A 19,981-nucleotide genomic window follows, 5' to 3' on the forward strand; every position below is an offset into this window, starting at 1 on the left:
TTGCGCGGTTTTCCCTAAAAGGATAAGGAGATTATCTTATTTATCAGTTAAATATACCTGATATCTAAAGATAGAAGGAGAAAGCGACTACTTTTAGAATATAATGAAACAAGATTTCTGCCTCAATCGCGAATATTGGAAATACAATGGGCAAAATACCCCCTCGATTTGAAAAGATTCTGATCATAAAATTAAGGCATCATGGTGATACACTGCTTGTTACCCCAGTTGTAAATACATTGAAAGAAAATTTTCCTGACGCCGAGGTCGATATCTTACTGTACAAAGAAACAGAGCCGATGTTGATGAATTTCGCCTCAATATCCCATATTTTTTCTGTAGACAGGCAGTGGAAAAAAGAAGATACAAAAGCTTATATCGTCCATCACTGGTGTTTACTGAGTCAATTGAAAAAGCGGAAGTATGATCTCATCATTAACCTCGCTGACCAGTGGTACAGCGCCTTAGTGTCAAAAATTTCCGGTGCTTCAACTCGTGTCGCTTTTGATTTTCCTAAGCGACAAAATTTCTTATGGAAACTCTGTTTTAGTGATTTGGTTTCTACCGAAGGTGCAGAATCCCTGCATGTTGTTGAGCAGAACCTATCAGCATTGAAACCGCTTAATCTTCCTAGTATCAATTTCAATGTAACAATGAGTTATAGTGAAGAAGATTGGCGAAAAGTGTCTGATCTTTTGCGCATTGGTGGAATTAATAACAAATATATCGTTATTCATCCTGCGTCACGTTGGTTTTTTAAGTGTTGGAATGACAGAAACATGAGTGAAACCATTAATGCTTTGCAGGCAGATGGACACTCAATTATCGTAACATCAGGCACGGAAGAGCGGGAAAAAGAGATGGTTGAGAGAATATTATCCAACTGCATTAAGGAGAATATTCTCTCTTTGGCTGGTCAAATTACATTACCTCAACTTGGAGCGTTGATTGCCCATGCCAAACTATTTATTGGAGTTGATTCTGTTCCCATGCATATGGCAGCTGCACTGAAAACGCCTTGCATCACGTTATTTGGGCCATCTAAATTAGCTTTCTGGCGCCCATGGAATGTTAACGGAGAAGTGATTTGGGCGGGGAATTACGGTAAATTACCTGACCCTGATGATATCGATACCAAAACAGATATTCGCTATTTGGATCTTATCCCGACTGATGTAGTGATTGCTGCTGCCCGGAGATATTTACCATGAAACCTGTGCGCCTTGCCATTGTACGGCAAAAATATCGCCCTGATGGAGGTGCTGAACGTTTTATCTCTAGGGCGCTTGAAGCATTGGATAATAACAAACTAGACTTAAACGTGATTACTCGCTCTTGGCAAGGGAGTATAAATCCTAATTGGAACGTGCATTTGGCAAACCCTTTTAAATGGGGACGCATTAGCAGAGAAAGAGGATTCGCTGATGCTGCCAGGGCTATTTGGCAAAAGGAGAAATTCGATATTGTTCAAAGCCATGAACGCATTGCCGGATGTGATGTTTATCGGGCAGGGGATGGTGTCCATCAACGCTGGTTGCAGCAAAGAGCACGGATTTTACCATCTTGGAAAAGCAAATTACTTTTTGTCAGTCGCTATCACCGTTATGTTATGGATGCTGAAAGAAGAATGTATTTTGCACCTGAATTGAAAAAGGTCATTTGCAACTCTCAGATGGTAAAGCATGAGGTAATGGAAGATTTTGGTCTGCCTGATGAGAAAATCTCTGTTATCTATAATGCCATTGACCAATCACAATTTTTTCCTGTTGAGGAAGCTGAGCGGCTCTTATTACGACAAAAATATGCTCTTCCTGCGCAGGAAAAATGTTTTGTGTATGTTGGGTCAGGTTTTGAAAGAAAAGGATTGAAATCGGCTATTGAAGCTATCAGCAAGACGGAAGCGTATCTAGTCGTGATTGGTCAAGACAAAGAAGAAAGTAAATATAAGCAGTTGGCTAATTCTCTTGGTTGTCATGAACGTATTCGATTTTTGGGAGTACAAAAAAAGACACTGCCATTTTATCAAATGGCGGATGGATTATTATTACCAACGCTATATGATCCTTTCCCGAACGTTATTTTAGAAGCGATGGCATGTGGTTTACCTGTCATAACCAGTGACACTTGCGGGGGAGCTGAATTCATTGTTTCAGGAGAAAATGGGTTTGTGTGTGATGCCCTGGATACTTCAGCTTTGGCAGAATCTATTTCTTTAGTGCCAGCGGATCATTTAACCAGCAAGATCTCAATGTTATCCAAAAAGAAAATAGTGAATTATACACCTGCTTATTTGTCTAACCAGCTTACGGAATTGTATAGCAAGGTGCTTTCTCTATGAAAGTACATATTCTATTTATCATTGATGGACTACCGGGAGGTGGAGCAGAAAATGTCACTATTCGTTTATGTGATGGTCTGCAACAAAAAGGTTTTGATATTACCTTGTTGTCTCTCTCTGACAAATGCGAATATCCGATCCCTGATAATGTTGAGTTAATCATTAATACCGATGAATATAAAGGACCTTTTAGAAGACAGACTGAGATTTCTCGCAGAGCGAAATCCATGGATAAGGTTCTGGAGAAAGTCTTTCTTCAAAAAGGCACTCCTGTGTTAGTGATATCTAACTTGCACAAAACAGATCGTATTGTCGCGCAGTCTAAGATATTGGCTAGCTTGAACATATGGTTTTGTATTCACGGTGTATTTTCAAAATCGTATCTGGAAAATAAAACGGGATTGTCGCTCTGGATTAAGAAATGGAAAATTCAGCGTGTTTATCAAAACCGTAACTTGATCTGTGTCTCTGATGCTGTTGGCTTAGATTTGAAAGAAAACTTATCGTTAGCCCCCAAGAAAATGGTCACGATTTACAATCCATTCAATTTTGCTGAAATTAAAACCCACTCTTTGGAAAATAATCCTTATTCTGGTGAAAATTATTTTCTTCATCTCGGGCGCTTCCACAGTGTAAAACGGCATGATCGCTTACTGGAAGCTTTTGCTATAGCTAATCTTCCTTGTAAATTGTTAATTGCAGGCCAAGGTGATGAAAACATAGTCAGGGCGATCAAACAAAAAATTGTGGGACTCAGCTTGCAATCTAAAGTTCTCTTAATAGGTTTCTTAGTGAACCCATTACCGATAATACGGGAGGCTAAAGCTGTTGTATTAAGTTCAGACAGCGAAGGACTAGGCAATGTTTTAATTGAAGCTTTGATTTGTAATACTCCGATTATCAGCACAAATTGCCCTGGCGGAGTCAGCGAGATTATGGTGGGTGAGCTGGAACAATATAAGTCTGAATTGACCCCCCATTCGTTAGCGGAAAAAATGCGACTGGCTTACCAAAATCCACCGATAATCACAGAAGATATGTATAAGAAATTCGATTTGGAAGTTGTGCTTGGTAAGTATTTAGATTTAATACAACAATAAGTATTTCTGGTATTATTTTTTGAGATATTTCAATGATTGATAAAAAATTTAAAAAGTTACGTGAAATAAATAGAAGGAAAAACTACTTCTTTAAAAAGATAAGATTTAATGTCGCTAAAATATTTATTGATAAGCGGGGAAAGAATGAATTCAACTCTAGTAGTATAAAAAAAATTCTTTTCTTGCGAGATGATAATAAAATTGGTGATATGATTGTCTCTACGCCCGTATTTAAGGCGTTATATCAGCGTGGATTTGAACTGCATGTGTTATCAGGTCATTCTAATTACTGCGTGGTTAAAAGCAATCCATATATAGATAAATTTTACTTCTATCCTGATAAAACTAAAGAGATAATTAAGCTTGGTTTGACATTAAAGAAAGAGAATTATGATCTTGTCATTGATATGGGAGAACAATTACCTATTATTTATCTCTTATTCATACGATTAATTAATTCTAAGAATGCATTGGGGTTTAATAAAGAAAAAATAAAAATATACAATAAAAATATAAAATATTTTCAATATGAATCACATATCACTGAAAGATACAAGATTCTTATGGAGAGTATAGAAATCTATAATTATAATATGCAATATGATCTACATATTCCTAAAAAAACTCAAGATAATGTATTTTATTTTTATGCTGGTTTACCTGGAAAAATAACTGTTGTTATTAATCCCTTTGCTGCTGAGGAAAGAAGAAATCTTTCAAAAGAACAATTAATGGGAATAGCATCTTATATTCATAAATTGTGCCCATCAATTAACATCATATTAATAGGGCAGCGTAATAAATTAAATACTATTTCGTATTTGAGTGAATGTACAATTAATCCATTTGGTGACTTTCTCAGTGCAGTAGAAATTATAAGGCAGTCTGATCTAGTTATTTCACCCGATACGTCTATTGTACATGTAGCTGCCGCATATGAGAAAAACATAATTGCTCTATATGGTAATGATAAGCATGGAAATTTTGTTAATAATCATGTGTGGGGGCCTAGAAATAAGAATGCTATTCAGTTAGTTCAAAAGAAAGAAAATAGTAGAATTAGCGAAATACCATTAGATGTTATTTTGGACAAGATAAGTTTTTTCTTAAGTAAATTGGAAAAATAAGCATTCAGATTAGAGTGCTTTAACCATTTTAGAATTGAGGTAATCAAAGGTGTTAATTTTACTCATAATCGAGTAAATTGCGTTGTCTGTTTCCATTGAGTAATATTGGTTCATATTGTATCTTTAGTCCTACGTTAGGTGAATTTTTTATGATTAAACCTGCATTTATCATCACAATTGATACTGAAGGGGATAATCTTTGGCAAAATAGTGAGAAAATATCCACCGAAAACACGCATCATTTGCCTAGATTTCAGCATCTCTGTGAGCATTTTGGATTCAAACCTGTTTGGCTAACTAACTATGAAATGGCAATGGATGATGGTTATGTCGAATTTGCTAAGGACGTGATAGCCAGAAATACGGGTGAAATTGGTATGCATTTGCATGCCTGGAATAGTCCTCCTATTGTTCCTCTCACTGATGATGATATGCGTTACAAACCGTATCTGATTGAGTATCCTACAGATCAGATCAAAGCCAAAATTGATTTGATGACTAATCTTTTGGAAGATAAGCTGCAAACTAAGATGTTGAGTCATCGTGCTGGACGCTGGGCATTTAACGAATATTATGCGCAATTACTACTTGAATATGGATATCAAGTGGATTGTTCTGTTACACCAAAAGTTAACTGGCAGTTAACCAAAGGTAATCCTCATGGCAATGGCGGAACAGATTATAGCCATTTTCCTGCTCATGCTTATTTTATAGACTTGCAGGATATTGCCAAAAAAGGAGATTCTTCGTTATTGCAAGTACCAATGAGTATTCAATATAAACACTCTGCGATGATGAACTTTATCAAGCAGAAATATGATCGATTCAGAGGAAAACAGCGTTCTCCATCAGTTAATTGGTTGCGGCCGAAAGGTGGAAATTTAGAGCAGATGAAAACAGTTGTTCAGCAAACTTTAGCGAATGGCAGTGATTATATTGAGTTTATGTTACATTCGTCTGAGTTTATGCCGGGAGGAAGTCCGACATTTAAAAATGAAGAACAGATTGAACAGCTTTATAGAGATTTAGAAGGGTTGTTTGAATTTTTAAAACCTTTAGTTCAAGGAATGACGTTGGCTGAATATTATAGGTTGAAATGTAAACCATGAGTGTTAAATTTATATCTCTCGGGTTAAAATTTTATCATAGTCTTTTTAAGGTAAGACTATGATATTATTTATTGGGTGAGATATTTTTTTAATTTACCTTGTTCATAAAATAAATTATTTTTTATAAGTATTAATTTGTTGAGGTATATTATGGCTACAAAAAAAATAATGATAGTTGGCTTTGAACTTGGAGGGTTAGGGGGTACAGAAACAGTATGTAAAAAATTACACAAACTATTAAATGAGGATTCAGATATAAACTTTATTTTTCTTAAGCAAGATAAGCAAGAGAATAATTATGATTGGCTAAAAGATGTAACTTACTCTACATTAGAGTGTTATCAAAAAAACACTCCTTTACGTAGATATATTTTTTCATATAAATTAGCTAGAATCATTAAAAAAAACAATCCTGATGTTATAATATCAATTGATGCCGTTAGTTGTTATATTTCTAATCTTGCTAATAAATTGGTCTTTGGAAAAGCAAAAATATTCTCGTGGATACATTTGTCTCTTTTTACTGCATATAAAGCAAAATTTGTATTAAAGGCAGAGAATCATTTATCCATTAGTAATGGTAATACAGAATATCTTATTAAAAATGGAGTTGATAAAGATAAGATTTTTACTATATTTAACCCATTTGAGAAGCAAGAAAAAACTATATTAAGACCAGATAATGTGACAAGATTTATTTTTATAGGGAGAATTCTTGCAAAAGAAGGAAAGAATTTACAAGAAATGTTCAATGCATTATCTATGGTCGTAGGTATTTGGGAATTACATATAATTGGTACTGGTGTTACTGATGATATAAACTTTTTAAAAAATTTGTCATATAATTTAAATATTAACAATAATATATTTTGGCATGGTTGGGTTAAGGAACCATGGAGTTTTGTTCAAGAAAGCATTGTTGAAGTTTCATCATTGCTTTTAACTTCAAAAAATGAAGGTTTTCCTATGGTTTTAGGAGAGGCTATATCTTATGGTATTTATTGTATTAGCTCAGATTGTCAAACAGGAACAACTGATATTATAAAAAAATATAGAAATGGTGAATTATATCCAGTAGGAGATGTCAAGGAATTAGCTCATATATTGCAATGTATCATTTCAAAAAAAGAACTTCCAGAATATAAAGAGATTAAAAAAACAATAAATGACATATATGAAGATAAATACATTTTGAAACTCAAATCAATATTAAACATTATAGATTAATGGATTTTGTAATTATTGAATAATTATATTATTTGAATGTAAAAATATAATATTATTATGGAGTATTTGGTTTATGGGAAGATTGAAAACACTTCTTTCAGGATGGAAAGAATGCAGTTTTGAACAGTATAAAGAAGCTTATGCTCTTTTGGGGGGATGTACATCAACACATCCCAATATTGTATCTTTTTTGGATAAGCGTCTTGCTGGGCAGTTTTGCTTTTATATCAAAAAAACAGAATCTGGAATTAAAGGGGCTTGTTTTTCTTTCAAAGAAAAAAATTTAATTGAGAATATGCAAACTAGATACCCAATTCCATATGATGAAATTGCCTTCCCTATTGCCGCAGATGCAAAAATATTTTTACCTGTAAACTCAAAGAGGTTATCTCCAATCCATAAAGATAAATTTATCAATACCAGTTATAACTCACGATTAAATAAACGAAAAATCTGCCTGATCAAAGACAGTTTTTCTTACAAAACCCGCAGAAACCGCAGCAACGAAATAAATAAATTCAAACGTGCGGGTGGAGAAATTCGCTCTTCAAGTGAATTTAGTACTGAAGAATTAGTTAATATCTATATAGAATTATATCAAAAACGTTGGAATTATAGTCACTCACCTGAGCAAAGACAGTCTCTGATTGAGATATATACAGAGCTTCGTGAGCATATATTTGGCTATGTATTGCTTATCAACGATATTCCATGTGCGTATGATTTTGTCATGCGAGCGGATAGTCCTAAATGGATTTCCTTTGATGCCATTAACGGTGGCTATGATCCTGAATATGCCCACCTCAGTGTCGGCAGCGTCTTAATGTGGGTGAATATCCAAGAAGCAAAAGCACTATGTCAGCGGGGAGACAAAACTATGCGTTACTCCTTGGGTAATCCTACTTTTGAGTATAAAAACCGTTGGTGTGAAATATTACCGTTAGGAAAAGTTCTCTTTTAGAATATTTTGCAAGAACAGGTTAACTTCTGATGAGGTAATGCCCTGCATCGTACCATCACCCGATTTCAGGGAATGCTGCTCTTTCCCATACCCACCGATCAACCCCGGATCTGTCGGCCCAAATAACGTAATATTGGGCCGATCAAGCGCCGCTGTAAGATGGCTTAATCCCGTATCAACGGAAACCACCGCTTTTGCACCAGCGAGAATCTGAGCAACTTCCGCAAGACTCAATCTCGGTAACACATCAACATGAGAAAATCCTTTTGCCAGCTTTAATGCCCGTTGGTGTTCGTGCTCTTCGCCCCAAGGTAGTTTGATTCGCATGCCTGTTGTTTGGATATCGGCAATAAGTTGTCGCCAATGATTTTCAGGCCAGTGCTTTTCATCACGAGTTGTTGCATGAAGGAAGACCAGATAATCACTTTGGTTTCCTGCTTGTTGGTTCAGAAAGTGGCGAGCGATGGCGTAATCACCTTGTTCCGACGATTTTTTATAGTCCAGACTTTCAGCAAACAAGGCACGAATGCGTTCAACCGCATGTTGTTGCTTGCTAACAGAATGACGGTGATCGTAGAAAACGCTGGCGATGGGTTCACGGATACTTTTTCTGTCATAACCATGTTTTGCACCATGTGCCAGTCGAGTCACCAAGAAGGCACTTTTTAACAATCCTTGGGCATCAATGATCGCGTCATAGTGATGCAGCCTCAGTTGGTTCCGAAACTGCGCGCGTTCTTCACGGATATCTTTCCTGAACCAATTTTTCCGCCAGCGACGGATAGCGACAGGAATAACATTTGCGACAGTAGTGTGCCAGGTTGGAATTTGTGCAAACCCCTCTTCAACCACCCAATCAAATTGAATCTCAGGAAAATTCTGTCTGGCATCTGTCAGAGCCGGCAGAGTGTGCAACACATCTCCCATTGAAGATGTTTTTACCAGTAAAACACGCATTAATTCTAGCTCTCCGCCTGTAGCAGTTTTTCTAATGACGCTAAAACCATTTCAGGATGAATATCAATCAAACTCTGGTGATAACCGCCATCACTGCCACCTTTTCTGATCTTGTGATATCCCCTAATCAGGCGAATAACTTCAGCCTTATTTGATAACGGTGGAGTGAAATCAGGACTACTTGGACCATATAATGCGACTAAAGGACGCTTTAAGGCTGCCGCGACGTGCATCAAACCTGAATCGTTCGTTACTATGGCGTCACAGGCTGCGATAATATTGACTGCTTGTTCAAGTGAGGTTTTTCCTGCCAGATTGAGGCAATCTTCGCAGGCTTCTTTGCTTAAAAGGGTGCGTATATCTTCACCCGTTTCGTGATCTTTGGCGGAGCCAAACAGTAAAATTTGATATCCCTTTTGGGAAATTAACTGTTCGGCAAGGGTTGCATAGTGATAATGCGGCCAGCGTTTGGCTGGACCAAATTCGGCTCCAGGGCAGAATCCAATAATGGGACGGTGATCGGCAATATTGAAGGCTGAGGTTGATTCTGCAATATCTTCGTCATTGACAGCTAACTGCGGCCACAACAGAGGCTGAGGAAGATCATCGGCACTGCGTATATTTTTTGCATCATATGCGAGAGCTACATAGCGCTGAACCATGAGTGGAAAAGCGTTTTTGTCCAAGGTACGGATATCATTCAACAGCCCGTAACGCATTTCACCGCGCCAGCCTGTACGCAGCGGGATATTGGCGAAGAAAGGCACCAATGCGGACTTGAATGAATTGGGTAGCACATAGGCGCGATCGTACTTATTTTCGCGCAATGTGATCCCAAGGCGACGACGTTCTCCCACGGCCAAGACACCATGACCAAGCGGCATAGCCAATGCCTGATTCACTTCTGGCATCTTTGCCAATAATGGACGGCACCATGCGGGAGCCATCACATCAATTTCTGCATTAGGATACAAATCTTTCAAAGTACGGTAGAGGCTTTGTGACATCATCATGTCACCTACCCATGATGGGCCGATCACCAATATCTTCATAGAAGTCGATTAATTATCCTGATTGAGCCATTGCATATATTCAGCAACACCTTCAGCAACGGTCTTGAACGGCTTTTCATAACCAGCAGCACGAAGTTTTGTCAAATCGGCCTGAGTGAAACTCTGATAGCGGCCTTTTAACTTTTCTGGGAAATCGATGTATTCCACAGCAGGCGATTTTTCTTTATGGAATTCAGTAACAGCATCGGCAACAGACTGAAAAGATTCTGCACGACCCGTTCCACAGTTAAAAATACCGGAAATGCTGTTTTTCCAGAACCACAGATTTACCGCAGCGACATCACCGACATAGATAAAATCGCGACAGAAGTTTTCACTACCAGCAAATAATTTCGGGTTTTGCCCTTGGTGAATTTGATTGTTCAAATGATAGGCAACACTCGCCATACTGCCTTTATGCCCTTCGCGCGGCCCATATACATTGAAATAACGGAAGCCACAAACTTGGGAATCCGCATGAGGTAAAATATCGCGAACATACTGGTCAAAAAGAAATTTCGAGTAGCCATAAACATTGAGAGGTTTTTCGTACTGACGTTCTTCAATGAAATTATCACTGCGGCCACCGTAAGTTGCAGCAGAAGATGCATACAGGAACGGGATCTGACGTTCAAGGCAATAATGCAGTACATCTTTAGAGTACTGATAATTATTGTCCATCATATACTTGCCATCCCATTCCGTTGTGGACGAGCACGCACCTTCATGGAAAATGGCATCAATATCACCTAAATCATCACCTGCAACGATACTGGCAACGAAATCTTCCTTATCCATATAATCGGTGATATCCAAATCAACCAAATTGACAAACTTTGTGCCGTCTTTCAGATTATCAACAACCAAAATATCCTTATAGCCTTCGTCATTCAGTGCCTTGACAATATTGCTGCCAATAAACCCCGCACCACCAGTGACAATAATCATTTGGCTCACCTCTAAATAGTCAGTATCTTTGGAACGTATAATAGCACTTAACCCTACTGACGACAGTAGCTTAAACAGGGGAAAGTCCTGAAATCTTATCTCATGGTAGTCTCTGAGCCGTGATCAACTTTACAAAGTTGATATTATCTTTCTTGTTATGTCGTCACTAGCATGATCTGTCAGTAAGATACTCACGCCTTTCACTTAATTAGGTACTCAGGAGAGAAAAATGTCAGCGTCGTTTTACCAGAAAATTAATGAGCAGTTGGAACAAACTCGTTCCGAAGGGCTATTTAAAAATGAACGTATCATCACATCTGCCCAGAATGCCAACATTGCCGTTGCTGAAGGTAGCCAGGTCGTTAATTTTTGTGCCAACAACTACTTAGGTTTGGCTAACCACCCTGACCTGATAGCTGCTGCAAAAGCAGGAATGGATAGCCACGGTTTTGGTATGGCTTCTGTCCGTTTTATCTGCGGTACGCAAGACTCCCATAAAGAATTAGAAAATAAGATAGCTGAATTTTTGGGTATGGAAGATTCCATTCTGTACTCCTCATGTTTTGATGCAAACGGCGGTCTGTTTGAAACGCTGTTTGGGCCGGAAGACGCCATTATTTCTGATGCCTTGAATCATGCCTCCATTATTGATGGTATTCGTCTATGTAAAGCGAAACGTTATCGCTATGCCAACAATGACATGCAGGAATTAAGAACACAGTTAGAGAAAGCAAAAACAGAAGGTGCGCACAATATCCTGATCGCAACTGACGGGGTATTTTCAATGGATGGTGTGATTGCTGACCTTAAATCTATCTGTGACTTAGCAGACGAGTTTGGTGCAATGGTCATGGTTGATGACTCACATGCCGTTGGCTTTGTTGGTAAGCATGGCCGTGGTACACACGAATATTGTGATGTCATGGGACGTGTAGATATTATCACCGGTACTCTCGGCAAAGCCTTGGGCGGCGCATCTGGCGGCTATACCGCCGCGCGCAAAGAAGTCGTAGAGTGGCTACGCCAGCGTTCGCGTCCTTATCTGTTCTCTAACTCGCTGGCTCCGGCTATCGTCGCTGCATCGATCAAGGTGCTGGATATGCTGAAAAATGGCGATGATCTGCGTGAGCGTCTTTGGAAAAATGCGAATCTGTTCCGTGAGAAAATGACTGCAGCAGGCTTTACTCTGGCGGGTGCTGACCATGCGATCATTCCAGTAATGCTGGGTGATGCAAAATTGGCGCAGGAATTTGCGACTGAGTTGCTGAAAGAGGGTATTTATGTGATTGGGTTCTTTTACCCGGTTGTTCCTAAAGGTCAGGCACGTATTCGAACCCAGATTTCCGCCGCCCATACTGAAGAACAAATTGAACATGTGGTGGCTGCATTTATACGCATTGGAAAGAAACTGAACATCATTGCATAAGGTATCACTATGAAAGCCTTGTCGAAATTAAAGCCAGAAGAAGGTATCTGGATGACAGATGTGCCCGCTCCAGAACTTGGGCACAACGACGTGATGATTAAAATCCGTAAAACAGCCATCTGCGGTACGGATGTCCATATCTATAACTGGGATGATTGGTCACAAAAAACCATCCCGGTTCCGATGGTAGTAGGGCACGAATATGTCGGTGAAGTCGTTGCAATTGGCCAGGAAGTCAGAGGGTTCAAAATCGGTGATCGCGTCTCCGGTGAAGGCCATATCACCTGTGGTCACTGCCGTAACTGCCGTGGCGGACGCACTCACTTATGCCGCAATACCACTGGCGTCGGTGTAAATCGTGCGGGAGCTTTTGCTGAATATCTGGTCATTCCTGCATTTAATGCCTTTAAAATTCCTGACAATATACCGGATGAACTCGCGGCTATTTTTGATCCATTCGGTAATGCGGTACACACAGCACTCTCTTTTGATTTGGTGGGAGAAGATGTACTGGTCTCCGGTGCCGGTCCCATCGGTATTATGGCGGCGGCAGTATGTAAGCATGTTGGTGCCCGCCATGTCGTGATTACCGATGTGAATGAATATCGCCTTGAACTGGCTCGCAAAATAGGTGTCACCCGCGCCGTGAATGTCAACAAAGAAAGCCTGACTGACGTTATGGCAGAACTGGGCATGACAGAAGGTTTTGATGTCGGTTTGGAGATGTCAGGGGCACCACCCGCATTCCGTACTTTGCTGAATACCATGAATCACGGCGGACGCATCGCTCTGTTGGGTATTCCTCCTTCAGATATGGCGATAGGCTGGAATCAGGTTATCTTTAAGGGACTGTTCATCAAAGGTATCTACGGACGTGAAATGTTCGAAACATGGTACAAAATGGCAGCATTAATTCAGTCTGGATTAGATTTAACTCCAATCATCACTCACCAATTCTCGGTTGATGATTACCAGAAAGGCTTTGATATCATGCGATCAGGGCAATCTGGCAAAGTTATCCTGAATTGGGATTAACCAATTATTCAAAAATCGGAACAGGTATCCGTAATTTGATGGATACCTGTTTTATCCTCTTTTTGCTGGAGTTTTTTCTTATTAACCTTTTGGTTAACTATTACTTGGCTTTCCGCCGTGTTGCTTAAAGTATTTAGCGCCCCTTGTTTCGGTAAGCGCTCCAGAAGCTTCTGAATATGCTGACTCAAGGTATCAACAATGACGTTATTTATTAATGCCTTCCCTACTCTCTTGAGATAATCCAACTGAGTTTCCGGTACAGGCTCTGGTTTCTGAGGCTTTATACACTTGCGAGCTATCTGTTGTTCATTTTTGTTTGGCGGCACGAAGTTCAACAACATACCCGGTGTTACTAATTCAATATCATCAGGTAATACCGCAAGTGCTTGCTGTAAAGCACGAACGGTTGTTGGATGCGGGTGCCCAATTGCAATGGCAGAACCTTGCTTACGGGCAAGTGCAATCGCCCGGTTAAGTTGATGCCGTGTTTCTGCTTCAGTCTGAACATTATCCAAAAACACATTCCGGCGGATCACTGGAACAGATGTTCCCATTGCTGCTTTAGTCACTTGCGTACTGCCAATCGTCACACTATCCAGAAAATAGAGATGATGCCGAGACAATACTTGCATCACTTTCTCCATCCCCCTGAAATCAGATGTCATTGCACTGCCCATATGGTTATTCATACCCACTGCATGGGGAATTTTTTGTATCGCATCTTGAATAATGCGATCAATTTCTTCTCGGCTCATGGCAGGAAGCAGCGTATTTTTTTCCAACGGTTGCTGACTTAGTGGTGCCATCGGCAGGTGGATCAAAATTTCTCGTCCCTGCTGATGAGCCTTTTCCGCCATTTTCCTGCCGAATGGAGAATTCGGAAGAATTGCAATAGAAACCGCAACGGGCATTTGTAATATCTTGTTTTCTTCATGAACACGATAGCCGACATCATCAATGACAATCGCTAAACGCGCAGCTTGAGCATTTAGGGTCACCAATAATGATGTGAAGAATGAAAGTATCCAAAATAACAGAGTGGGCAGGTCAACACGTTTCATCAATAGATACTTCATTTTCATCATCAGTATGATCATCCTATTTTGTGTTCTTTCTTATTTTCCTAACCACGGCAACGGGTTAACAGCCCGTCCCTGACGACGAATTTCAAAGTATAATGAAGGCTGCTGTTGCCCACCACTGCTACCGACCAGAGCTATAGGCTGACCAGCCCTGACTTGTTGCCCGACACGAACCAGCGTACTTTGGTTGTAACCATAAAGACTCATATCACCTTTGCCGTGTTCAATGACGACGACCAGACCATAGCCTTGCAGCCAGTCTGCCAACAATACGCGTCCATCTGAAATGGCTCTCACTTCCGTGCCCTCAACGGCAGGGATAACAATCCCTTTCCAACGCAGTTCACCCTGTATTGCTTCACCAAAACTATGGATGACACGACCACGTACCGGCCAGATGGCTTGACCGGCAGGACGCCCAAGGCCGCCTGTTCTGGCCATAAGAGCACGCTCATCTTCTGTTGGTTTATAACTGGTGCCTTTTTGTTGGGCTTGTCTCTGCTTCGCAGCAACTTGTGCACGAACACGGGCCGCTTCGCGGGCTTCGCGTTCAGCACGGGCTTTGGCTTCACGTTCAGCTTTGGCAATCTTATTCCTCAAGCTGGTTTCATTCTGCCGAAGCTCCGTCAGACTCTGCTGATCTTTTTTCAATGAAGATTCCAGCACCGTCAATGTTTTTTGTCGTGCGGTACGAACCACTTCCATTTTTTGTTTTTGCTGTTTTTGGCTGGACAATATTTCTTTTTGCTCACTTCGCTTTCCCAGTCGCACTTTTTTTTGCTGGCTAAGCTCCTCAGTTGTTTTTTGCAACTTAGCTATAGTCTCCTGACGAGCCTGATTTAAATAATTGTAATAAGCGAGCACACGCTCCTTACGCTGAGTTTCTTGTCCATTGAGCAATAATTCTAATCCTTGCTGATTCCCTTGCCGAAAGGCAGCATCCAACTGTCTGGCGAGTAATCGGCGTTGTTCTTTTTGCTGCGTTTGCAGACATTGGATATTTGCATTCAGAGTTGAGACTTCGCTCTCCAACTTATTCAGACGAACTTGTGTACCATGCAAAGAGCGCCCGACTTCCGAGATAGTGCTTTCTTGTTCTTTTAATTGATTAAGCAGATCAGTGCGTTTTTTTTGCTGTTGTTTTACACTTTTCTCTTTTTCAGCAATATATTGCTGAATATCTTTAAGCTGGTCTTTATTTTCTGAGATCTGATTTGCGAACGTATTTGCACTGAAGCTGAAAAAGGTGAACAACAAAGCAAAGAGATATAACACTCTGATTTTTTTTTGCTTCTTATATTGTTTCTGCCGATTATCACGGCTCTTTAGATCCTTATTTTCAGCCATCTTATTGTGCACCCTGCTGCTATATAGCGCTCGATTATTCCATGAGGAATTGCCCCTGACCAGAGAACAGTCTGTTTTTTAATCATTAATTAAATTTTAGTTAATTTAGAAAAATCCGTTGTAACCGCTCGCTTCTACAACATGGCGCAATACCATAAAAAATGCTTCCTGTCCGCCTACTTCATCCATATCAACAAACGCCTGATGCAGATAATGCTGTGCAAACTCAGGATTTTCACGGAGAAGCTGCACTGTTGTATCATCATGTAAACGTACTTTGGCCATATTAACCCTTTATTTTTCAAAAAAATCATGATCCCGCTCAAGGGTGTTAAAAATCCCTTTACCTGCATCATAAGGGATTTTTAATCTTTTAAATTCATTTTCCCAATTAGATAACGACTCTAGTGTCTGGTCTATATAATCATCTGCTTTGAGGTATTTATATTCAGAACAAATTTCTCTAATACGTTTTCTTGTTGCTCTTCCTGTACTATTACCGCCAAATCCTGTCGTATGTTCCCCTAATGCGTTTGAAAATGTTAAATCATAAGCTGGTGATAATACCCATTCTTTTTCTTCATTATGAAGAAATGCAAAATTCTTTGTGTGATCATCATAATTATGTGATAACGCATTAAAAATCATCAACCTAGCCATCTTCTCCACTTCTTTTGCATTTTTCGTTAATACGTTAGTCAGTTTTAATAAGGTCGGATAGTCCATTGATGGGAATCTGAAGTCAGCATACATAAGTGCAGAAACAGTTATCATGTGAATTTTTTTATTCTGTTGTCTATCAAATCTCTTAGTCGCAAAAAAGTATTCTTCTGTTCCGTCAGGCATATCAACATGAAGCAAGGCAGACTCTGCCATATGAACACCAGCAGTTCTGGCCATTTCAGAATATGCAAATTCTATAGCTCCTGTTTCAACAGCTTCATTTAAAGATCTAAATTTTACAATCCAATGATCATAGCCTTCAGGTATCGAGCCAAAAGCAGTGGTTGCATTGCACCTGTCAGGTGACAATGCAACCACTGCTTTTGGTCTGGCTCCGCCAGGTGAGCCTCCCGCTAAACGTAATTTAGATAAAACATTAGAAGTCTCACCTTGCTGAACTTTTATAGACTCTTCAAATAATTCTGAAAAATCAATATACTCCATAGCCTCTGTTTTTTCATTTTTAGGATAATATTCAAGGGTCCCCATACCACGATCGCCTATATATGCCAGGCGGTCTAATGCAGTCATAGTTTGGTACACCCCATTGCCAAATTTACTGTCAAAAAACCTATCCATCAGCAACATTCCCCAACCATCAGGTAATGAGTCTGCAAAAGGTCCATGTAATCCCCCAAAAAGTCGGGGATCTTTGGCTAGTTGAGGTTTTTCATCAAAAACCATAGTCAGAGGTGATAAATTAAACCCCGAAGCTAACCAATTATTATCATAAGTAAAATAAATTCCTTTACCTTGAATCTTGGTAAGCATTCCAACTTTTATACCATTGCATAAAACATCAAGATGCTCTATATGTTTAAATTTGTTCATCTTGTCCCCCTCTGACGTTTGGCGTTGTTTAATTCTTCATATGTACTTAGATATTCAGTCTTAAAAAAATTGGATATCGAACCTAACGCATCTAAATGAGTCGCTAAAAGAATCATTGCCTCTAAAGTGATCGTTCCTTTAGTTTCAAATCTTTTGATCGTAGACTCAGAAACCCCTGACTTTTCCGCTAAAGTCTTTCTGGATAAGTTCTTGGATAACCTAAGATTTTTGGCATTTTGACCAATATTAGCAGCTAATTCAGATGGTGAATAAAGTAAATGAATAAAAGACATCACCCCTCCAAACCATAAAATAACAGACCTTATAAGACCTATTAAAGGCATAAAATGTAAATAACAGGTCAAATATGAACATAATCTCTAGAATAGAGTGTGATTACAACCTTAAAATGCCCCCCTGTTCTCCAATATTAAAATGGGATTAGCCAAAACTGGATCAATCGCTTAATCGATATTTGCGTCTTGGGTTCCTTGCCCGATAGGGTAGAGAGAAATCACTGTTACATGAAATATTTCGATGATGCCTGACAATCACGTCATTCTCAGTGTATTTTTTATTTTTCTCGAAACGCTCTGCAAAAACTACATTGGATTATTGCTAATTGGCTGTAATTGACGCAGCACACAGGTATACTCTGCTACCTTAGATATTTGTTATTAACTAACGGGAGTTGTTGCCCTCCATGCTGCAAGAAATCATGCAATTTATTAGCCGGAACACGATCCTGAGTCTTGCCTGGATTGCATTGCTGGTGGCTGTCATCGTCATGACGGCAAAAAGCTTGTTCTCCAAGAGTAAAGTGATCACCCGTGCGCAAGCCATCCATTTTATCAATAAGGAAGATGCTCTCGTCGTGGATTTACGCTCCCGTGACGATTTCCGCAGAGGGCATATCATTGGTTCCGTTAACCTGACACCGTCCGAGATTAAAGACAATAATCTGGGTGAGTTGGAAAAACATAAAAAACAGCCTGTCATTATTGTTTCAGCAAGTGGAATGGAAGCCAGAACACCGGCAGAGAATCTGGGGCGTTTTGGTTTTGAGCAGGTTTATTCCCTGAAAGAGGGGATTGCTGGGTGGGTAGGTGAAAATCTGCCACTGGCCCAAGGCAAGAAATAAAAAGAACTTAAGGTGCGAGCAGTATGTTCGCATTATTAAAGATTAATAAGGACGTCTGAAAAAGGTAAATATTATTATGTCAGAACAAAACAACACAGAAATGGCTTTCCAGATCCAACGAGTCTACACGAAAGATGTTTCTTTCGAAGCACCAAAAGCACCTCAGATTTTTCAGCAGGAATGGCAGCCAGAAGTTAAATTGGATCTGGATACCGCTTCCAGTGAATTGGTTGAAGGCGTTTACGAAGTTGTTCTGCGTGTCACTGTTACAGCAACATTAGGCGAAGAAACCGCATTTCTGTGTGAAGTTCAACAGGCAGGTATTTTCTCAATCGGTGGTATCGAAGGAACCCAACTGGCACACTGCTTAGGTGCATACTGCCCAAACATCCTGTTCCCGTATGCTCGTGAATGCATCACCAGTCTGGTAGGCCGTGGTACTTTCCCACAACTGAATCTGGCACCAGTCAACTTTGATGCACTGTTCATGAACTACCTGCAACAGCAGGCTGAACCTCAGTCTAACGAGGCTGAACAGGAAGCCTGATGAATACTGCTTCTATGACAGTGATCGGTGCCGGCTCATACGGCACCGCTTTAGCCATTACTTTGGCACGCAACGGGCATGAAGTTGTACTTTGGGGACATAACCCTGAACACATCCACGCTCTGCAACAAACACGTTGTAACCAGACATTTCTGCCGGATGTTTCTTTTCCTGATAGTTTACTGCTTGAGGCTGATTTAAAGAGCGCTGTTTCAGCCAGTCGCAATATCCTTATCGTAGTTCCCAGCCACGTTTTTGGTGATGTCTTACAGCAGATAAAACCGCATTTGCAGCACGACAGCCGTATTGTCTGGGCGACCAAAGGCCTTGAAGCCGAGACAGGGCGTTTATTACAAGACGTGGCGCGTGAGATATTAGGTAATGAAATCCCCCTGGCTGTAGTTTCTGGCCCAACATTTGCGAAAGAACTTGCGGCAGGTTTACCAACCGCAATAGCTGTTTCTGCCACAACACCTGAATTTGGTGAAGAACTTCAGCAGTTTTTCCATTGCGGCAAAAGTTTCCGTGTATACAAAAACCCAGACTTCATTGGAGTACAACTCGGCGGAGCAATAAAAAATGTTATTGCAATTGGCGCGGGGGTTTCTGATGGTATGGGCTTCGGGGCTAATGCTCGCACGGCATTGATCACCCGTGGTCTGGCAGAAATGAGCCGCCTTGGAATAGCGTTAGGCGCTGATCCTTCGACATTTATGGGAATGGCGGGGTTAGGCGATTTAGTCCTGACCTGTACTGATAACCAATCCCGTAACCGTCGTTTTGGCATGATGCTGGGGCAAGGTATCGGTGTTGATGAAGCACAACGCGAAATTGGGCAGGTTGTCGAAGGATACCGCAATACCAAAGAAGTACGGGCCTTGGCAGAACGCACTGGTGTTGAAATGCCTATCTCAGAGCAGATCTACCAAATACTGTACTGCCATAAGAATGTTATTGAGGCGGCTCAAGCATTATTGGGAAGAGCCACAAGAGATGAGGGTGAAGTCTCTCAATCTTAAAAAAGATGGGA

Annotated in this window: 19 protein-coding genes and 1 pseudogene; 12 read left to right on the plus strand and 8 right to left on the minus strand. The window is 40.2% G+C overall.

Annotation, left to right across the window (positions count from 1 at the left end):
* Positions 1-146: 146 nt before the first annotated feature.
* The 7 genes from rfaQ to AC5JQI_RS18720 all read left to right on the plus strand — a co-directional run bounded on the left by rfaQ (position 147) and on the right by AC5JQI_RS18720 (position 7,862).
* Positions 147-1,211 carry a putative lipopolysaccharide heptosyltransferase III gene (rfaQ, locus tag AC5JQI_RS18690; RefSeq protein ID WP_493913224.1) on the plus strand — a complete coding sequence of 355 codons (1,065 nt, stop codon included), beginning with the start codon at positions 147-149 and terminating at the stop codon, positions 1,209-1,211.
* Positions 1,208-2,338: a glycosyltransferase family 4 protein gene (locus AC5JQI_RS18695; protein WP_493913225.1), complete on the plus strand. Its 1,131-nt coding sequence runs from the start codon at positions 1,208-1,210 to the stop codon at positions 2,336-2,338. Before rfaQ ends, AC5JQI_RS18695 begins: the two co-directional genes overlap by 4 nt.
* Complete coding sequence (locus tag AC5JQI_RS18700; RefSeq protein WP_493913226.1) at positions 2,335-3,438, plus strand: glycosyltransferase; 1,104 nt, start codon at positions 2,335-2,337, stop codon at positions 3,436-3,438. The genes AC5JQI_RS18695 and AC5JQI_RS18700 overlap by 4 nt, the downstream gene beginning before the upstream one ends.
* Before the next feature lie 32 nt (positions 3,439-3,470).
* On the plus strand, positions 3,471-4,565 hold the full coding sequence (locus AC5JQI_RS18705; RefSeq protein ID WP_493913227.1) for a glycosyltransferase family 9 protein: 1,095 nt from the start codon (positions 3,471-3,473) through the stop codon (positions 4,563-4,565).
* A 149-nt stretch (positions 4,566-4,714) separates the two neighbouring features.
* On the plus strand, positions 4,715-5,674 hold the full coding sequence (locus AC5JQI_RS18710; protein ID WP_493913228.1) for a polysaccharide deacetylase family protein: 960 nt from the start codon (positions 4,715-4,717) through the stop codon (positions 5,672-5,674).
* A gap of 150 nt (positions 5,675-5,824) precedes the next feature.
* Positions 5,825-6,901: a glycosyltransferase gene (locus AC5JQI_RS18715; RefSeq protein WP_493913229.1), complete on the plus strand. Its 1,077-nt coding sequence runs from the start codon at positions 5,825-5,827 to the stop codon at positions 6,899-6,901.
* A gap of 73 nt (positions 6,902-6,974) precedes the next feature.
* Positions 6,975-7,862: a GNAT family N-acetyltransferase gene (locus AC5JQI_RS18720; protein WP_493913230.1), complete on the plus strand. Its 888-nt coding sequence runs from the start codon at positions 6,975-6,977 to the stop codon at positions 7,860-7,862.
* On the opposite strand, the gene rfaC is transcribed toward AC5JQI_RS18720, so the two are convergent.
* From rfaC to rfaD, 3 genes are read right to left on the minus strand one after another with little or no spacing between them, the layout of a single operon-like run.
* On the minus strand, positions 7,842-8,819 hold the full coding sequence (gene rfaC / locus AC5JQI_RS18725) for a lipopolysaccharide heptosyltransferase RfaC (protein ID WP_493913231.1): 978 nt from the start codon (positions 8,817-8,819) through the stop codon (positions 7,842-7,844). The two genes, AC5JQI_RS18720 and rfaC, sit on opposite strands and share 21 nt — an antisense overlap.
* 5 nt (positions 8,820-8,824) lie before the next feature.
* A complete protein-coding gene (gene rfaF / locus AC5JQI_RS18730) occupies positions 8,825-9,871 on the minus strand; it encodes an ADP-heptose--LPS heptosyltransferase RfaF (protein ID WP_493913232.1) in 1,047 nt (348 codons plus the stop codon).
* A gap of 9 nt (positions 9,872-9,880) precedes the next feature.
* Complete coding sequence (gene rfaD, locus AC5JQI_RS18735) at positions 9,881-10,819, minus strand: ADP-glyceromanno-heptose 6-epimerase (protein ID WP_323853692.1); 939 nt, start codon at positions 10,817-10,819, stop codon at positions 9,881-9,883.
* Positions 10,820-11,048: 229 nt separating this feature from the next.
* Here rfaD and kbl point away from each other — a divergent pair, with 229 nt between their 5' ends.
* Positions 11,049-12,245 (plus strand): glycine C-acetyltransferase, encoded by a 1,197-nt coding sequence (gene kbl / locus AC5JQI_RS18740; protein WP_493913233.1) that lies wholly within the window; start codon positions 11,049-11,051, stop codon positions 12,243-12,245.
* A gap of 9 nt (positions 12,246-12,254) precedes the next feature.
* Positions 12,255-13,280, plus strand: coding sequence for an L-threonine 3-dehydrogenase (tdh, locus tag AC5JQI_RS18745; RefSeq protein ID WP_493913234.1), 1,026 nt, complete (start codon positions 12,255-12,257; stop codon positions 13,278-13,280).
* A gap of 8 nt (positions 13,281-13,288) precedes the next feature.
* On the opposite strand, the gene AC5JQI_RS18750 is transcribed toward tdh, so the two are convergent.
* From AC5JQI_RS18750 to AC5JQI_RS18770, 5 genes and pseudogenes are all read right to left on the minus strand, one after another.
* On the minus strand, positions 13,289-14,341 hold the full coding sequence (locus AC5JQI_RS18750; protein WP_493914732.1) for a divergent polysaccharide deacetylase family protein: 1,053 nt from the start codon (positions 14,339-14,341) through the stop codon (positions 13,289-13,291).
* A gap of 54 nt (positions 14,342-14,395) precedes the next feature.
* Positions 14,396-15,709, minus strand: coding sequence for a murein hydrolase activator EnvC (envC, locus tag AC5JQI_RS18755; RefSeq protein ID WP_493913235.1), 1,314 nt, complete (start codon positions 15,707-15,709; stop codon positions 14,396-14,398).
* Between the two features lie 123 nt (positions 15,710-15,832).
* A pseudogene (locus AC5JQI_RS18760) lies at positions 15,833-15,994 on the minus strand (helix-turn-helix domain-containing transcriptional regulator); the annotation flags it as partial.
* Between the two features lie 9 nt (positions 15,995-16,003).
* Positions 16,004-17,263 (minus strand): type II toxin-antitoxin system HipA family toxin, encoded by a 1,260-nt coding sequence (locus tag AC5JQI_RS18765; RefSeq protein WP_493913236.1) that lies wholly within the window; start codon positions 17,261-17,263, stop codon positions 16,004-16,006.
* Entirely contained in the window at positions 17,260-17,556 is a 297-nt protein-coding gene (locus tag AC5JQI_RS18770) for a helix-turn-helix domain-containing protein (RefSeq protein ID WP_092552358.1), read from the minus strand. The genes AC5JQI_RS18765 and AC5JQI_RS18770 overlap by 4 nt, the downstream gene beginning before the upstream one ends.
* Positions 17,557-17,966: 410 nt before the next feature.
* On the opposite strand from AC5JQI_RS18770, the gene AC5JQI_RS18775 reads away from it, so the two are divergent.
* The 3 genes from AC5JQI_RS18775 to gpsA all read left to right on the plus strand — a co-directional run bounded on the left by AC5JQI_RS18775 (position 17,967) and on the right by gpsA (position 19,970).
* Complete coding sequence (locus AC5JQI_RS18775) at positions 17,967-18,404, plus strand: rhodanese-like domain-containing protein (RefSeq protein WP_493913237.1); 438 nt, start codon at positions 17,967-17,969, stop codon at positions 18,402-18,404.
* A 76-nt stretch (positions 18,405-18,480) separates the two neighbouring features.
* On the plus strand, positions 18,481-18,951 hold the full coding sequence (gene secB / locus AC5JQI_RS18780; RefSeq protein ID WP_323853686.1) for a protein-export chaperone SecB: 471 nt from the start codon (positions 18,481-18,483) through the stop codon (positions 18,949-18,951).
* The gene (gene gpsA, locus AC5JQI_RS18785) at positions 18,951-19,970 is read left to right on the plus strand and encodes an NAD(P)H-dependent glycerol-3-phosphate dehydrogenase (RefSeq protein WP_493913238.1); all 1,020 of its coding nucleotides are present in this window, start codon (positions 18,951-18,953) and stop codon (positions 19,968-19,970) included. Before secB ends, gpsA begins: the two co-directional genes overlap by 1 nt.
* Positions 19,971-19,981 lie beyond the last annotated feature (11 nt).

This window comes from Xenorhabdus sp. XBWT (genome assembly GCF_059072735.1).

Coding starts and splice junctions, on each gene's coding strand:
- AC5JQI_RS18700 (WP_493913226.1), top strand. CDS start 2,335: ATGAAAGTACATATTCTATTTATCATTGATGGACTACCGGGAGGTGGA.
- AC5JQI_RS18705 (WP_493913227.1), top strand. CDS start 3,471: ATGATTGATAAAAAATTTAAAAAGTTACGTGAAATAAATAGAAGGAAA.
- rfaF (WP_493913232.1), bottom strand. CDS start 9,871: ATGAAGATATTGGTGATCGGCCCATCATGGGTAGGTGACATGATGATG.
- rfaQ (WP_493913224.1), top strand. CDS start 147: ATGGGCAAAATACCCCCTCGATTTGAAAAGATTCTGATCATAAAATTA.
- AC5JQI_RS18750 (WP_493914732.1), bottom strand. CDS start 14,341: ATGAAACGTGTTGACCTGCCCACTCTGTTATTTTGGATACTTTCATTC.
- AC5JQI_RS18710 (WP_493913228.1), top strand. CDS start 4,715: ATGATTAAACCTGCATTTATCATCACAATTGATACTGAAGGGGATAAT.
- AC5JQI_RS18720 (WP_493913230.1), top strand. CDS start 6,975: ATGGGAAGATTGAAAACACTTCTTTCAGGATGGAAAGAATGCAGTTTT.
- tdh (WP_493913234.1), top strand. CDS start 12,255: ATGAAAGCCTTGTCGAAATTAAAGCCAGAAGAAGGTATCTGGATGACA.
- gpsA (WP_493913238.1), top strand. CDS start 18,951: ATGAATACTGCTTCTATGACAGTGATCGGTGCCGGCTCATACGGCACC.
- secB (WP_323853686.1), top strand. CDS start 18,481: ATGTCAGAACAAAACAACACAGAAATGGCTTTCCAGATCCAACGAGTC.
- rfaC (WP_493913231.1), bottom strand. CDS start 8,819: ATGCGTGTTTTACTGGTAAAAACATCTTCAATGGGAGATGTGTTGCAC.
- rfaD (WP_323853692.1), bottom strand. CDS start 10,819: ATGATTATTGTCACTGGTGGTGCGGGGTTTATTGGCAGCAATATTGTC.
- AC5JQI_RS18775 (WP_493913237.1), top strand. CDS start 17,967: ATGCTGCAAGAAATCATGCAATTTATTAGCCGGAACACGATCCTGAGT.
- kbl (WP_493913233.1), top strand. CDS start 11,049: ATGTCAGCGTCGTTTTACCAGAAAATTAATGAGCAGTTGGAACAAACT.
- AC5JQI_RS18715 (WP_493913229.1), top strand. CDS start 5,825: ATGGCTACAAAAAAAATAATGATAGTTGGCTTTGAACTTGGAGGGTTA.
- AC5JQI_RS18765 (WP_493913236.1), bottom strand. CDS start 17,263: ATGAACAAATTTAAACATATAGAGCATCTTGATGTTTTATGCAATGGT.
- envC (WP_493913235.1), bottom strand. CDS start 15,709: ATGGCTGAAAATAAGGATCTAAAGAGCCGTGATAATCGGCAGAAACAA.
- AC5JQI_RS18695 (WP_493913225.1), top strand. CDS start 1,208: ATGAAACCTGTGCGCCTTGCCATTGTACGGCAAAAATATCGCCCTGAT.
- AC5JQI_RS18770 (WP_092552358.1), bottom strand. CDS start 17,556: ATGTCTTTTATTCATTTACTTTATTCACCATCTGAATTAGCTGCTAAT.